At 41.8% G+C, this 2720-nt stretch carries 3 protein-coding genes and 1 pseudogene; all 4 read left to right on the top strand.

Features of this window, described 5'->3' with window-relative positions:
- Window positions 1-60 (top strand): IS1 family transposase (locus ABZJ92_RS21300; protein ID WP_071528444.1); only part of this gene is annotated, 60 nt, incomplete at its 5' end.
- Window positions 61-76: 16 nt separating this feature from the next.
- A pseudogene (capU, locus tag ABZJ92_RS21295) lies at window positions 77-565 on the top strand (putative hexosyltransferase CapU); the annotation flags it as partial.
- 4 nt (window positions 566-569) lie between these two features.
- Window positions 570-1520 (top strand): virulence factor VirK, encoded by a 951-nt coding sequence (virK, locus tag ABZJ92_RS21290; protein ID WP_005086346.1) that lies wholly within the window; start codon window positions 570-572, stop codon window positions 1518-1520.
- Window positions 1521-1584: 64 nt separating this feature from the next.
- The gene (gene lpxM / locus ABZJ92_RS21285; protein WP_001411475.1) at window positions 1585-2529 is read left to right on the top strand and encodes a lauroyl-Kdo(2)-lipid IV(A) myristoyltransferase; all 945 of its coding nucleotides are present in this window, start codon (window positions 1585-1587) and stop codon (window positions 2527-2529) included.
- Window positions 2530-2720: the final 191 nt, after the last annotated feature.

Below are 2720 nucleotides of genomic sequence, written 5' to 3'. Positions count from 1 at the left end.
TCGGTGGAGCTGCATGACAAAGTCATCGGGCATTATCTGAACATAAAACACTATCAATAAGTTGGAGTCATTACCCGAATTTATGTTGAATTTACTGTTCCATTTAAAAATGAATGGACGACAGTTCTGTTGGTTGATTGTGGGGTCTGGTTCACCTGAACTGCGGGAACATTTACAGTATCAGATTGACAGTATGGGCATGCATGATGATGTTTTTATTGCTGACAATGTTTTTCCTGCCGCCCCCGTATATCGGGTTGCCAGTCTGGTGGTTCTGCCTTCAGAAAACGAATCTTTTGGTATGGTGCTGGCAGAAGCATCGGCATTTTCTGTGCCTGTAGTGGCCACTCAGATTGGTGGAATCCCTGAGGTTATTCAGAACAACCAGACCGGGACATTGTTACCAGCAAGTAATAAGCACGCATGGATGTGCGCCCTGAATGATTTTTTTAATGACCCTGGGCGTTTTTATCAGATGGCTCGCCTGGCAAAACAGGATATAGAAGAGCGGTTTGATATTAATAAAACTGCGTTAAAAATACTCACATTAGCGAAGCAAAAGTAACAATATGTTTTCTATAAGTAACTTATCATTTATCGGTTTCCTTAAAAGGATTATTTTTTCCTCAGATTCACTACCGGGGAAGTGGGAACACAGAAAATTTCGGTTCATGTACATTTTGCGATGTTCTATAAATCCGGTTGTCAGTATTCGATATTATTATGAACTGCGTTCCTTGCCGTGCATTGAGGATATTCTGGCAATACACCCCACGTTGCCAGCAAGAATTCATCGCCCTTATTTGCATAAAGGGGGGCGCGCCTGGACCCGTGGACAATATATTCTTGAGCATTATCGCTTTGTGCAAAATTTGCCAGAAAAATATTCTAAATTTTTGTTTCCACAAAAATCGGTATCATTAGTCCAATTCATCGGGAAAGATGGAGAGAATTTTGATATCCAGTGTTCTCCCAGTGGTTTTGACCGGGAAGGAGAGTTGATGTTGTCATTGTTTTACAATAAAACAGTTATTGCCCGGTTAACATTTTCAGTCATTCTGACTCAAAATGGACACATTGCTTTTATTGGCGGATTACAGGGAGCCCCTAAAAATACCGGACCTGATGTTATTCGGTGCGCAACCCGGGCCTGTTATGGGATTTTCCCAAAACGGATTATTTTTGAAGCATTTTGTGCGTTGATGAAAGCTTGCAATATCTCTGAGTGTCTGGCAGTCAGTGAGCACAGTCATGTTTTCCGGCAATTGAGATACTGGTATCAGAAACGCAAAACCTTTGTTGCGGTCTATAGTGATTTCTGGGAGTCTGTAGCAGGAAAAACCTGTGGTGACTGGTACAGATTACCAACCCAGGTGATTCGAAAGCCGCTAAGCGATATAGCCAGTAAAAAACGCTCTGGGTACCGAAAACGATACGCTTTGCTGGATTATATCCATGAAACTACTATCCGCTCTTTGGATGCATATCCTGTACACTCAGAACATCAGAATTTAAATTAAGGTTTGATGTATTCTCTGAATAAAACAGTAATGATAATTTTGGTAGAGGCATTCGCACTAAATAATGAAAAAATATAAATCTGAGTTTATTCCTGAATTTAAGAAAAATTACCTTTCCCCTGTTTACTGGTCTACATGGTTCCTTTTGGGAATGATTGCAGGTATTTCAATGTTTCCCCCTTCATTCAGAGATCCTGTCTTGGCAAAAATAGGGCGTTGGGCGGGCAGATTGAGCAAAAAAGCTCGTCGCAGGGCGACGATTAATTTATCGCTTTGTTTCCCAGAAAAGAGTGATACAGAACGGGAAATAATTGTCGACAAAATGTTTGTCACAGCATTGCAATCCATAGTGATGATGGCAGAACTGGCAATTCGTGGTCCGGAAAAGTTCCAGAAACGAGTGTTCTGGAAAGGCCTCGAAATTCTTGAGGAAATTCGACACAATAATAGAAATGTGATTTTTCTGGTTCCCCATGGCTGGAGCGTGGATATTCCTGCAATGTTGCTGGCAGCTCAGGGAAAAAAAATGGCCGCCATGTTTCATCAGCAACGAAATCCAGTGATTGATTATGTCTGGAATTCAGTACGGCGTAAATTCGGGGGGCGCTTACATGCCCGGGAGGATGGGATAAAACCATTTATTCAGTCAGTACGCCAGGGATACTGGGGATATTACCTCCCAGATCAGGATCATGGTCCTGAATACAGTGAATTTGCTGATTTTTTTGCGACCTATAAAGCGACATTACCAATCATTGGACGTCTGATGAACATCAGTCAGGCTATGATTATACCACTTTTCCCGGTTTATGATGAAAAAAAACATCTACTGACTATTGAAATTCGGCCACCAATGGATGCTTGCATTGCCAGCGCGGACAATAAAACGATTGCCCGACAAATGAACAAAACAGTGGAAATTTTGGTGGGGCCACATCCGGAACAGTATGTCTGGGTTTTAAAATTGTTAAAAACACGCAAATCAAACGAAGCGGACCCGTACCCTTGAAATTATAAAGTACAAGTATTTCCACTAGTTGTTTGTAAGCGTACAGCCTGAACCGTCTGGTCAGAATCTGACGAATTAGACAAAGTGGTGTCCACCAAATAAGTAGTGGGAACCAATGAGGTAGCCTGAGTTTAACGGACACTCCTTCCTGAAATAGAATGGCATCAGAAGGAGCTAATAATGAGCAGAAA

The sequence above is a fragment of the Shigella sp. FJ200513 genome, from assembly GCF_040495915.1.
Lineage (GTDB): Bacteria > Pseudomonadota > Gammaproteobacteria > Enterobacterales > Enterobacteriaceae > ECMA0423.
This window is presented reverse-complemented; position numbering and strand designations above follow the sequence as displayed.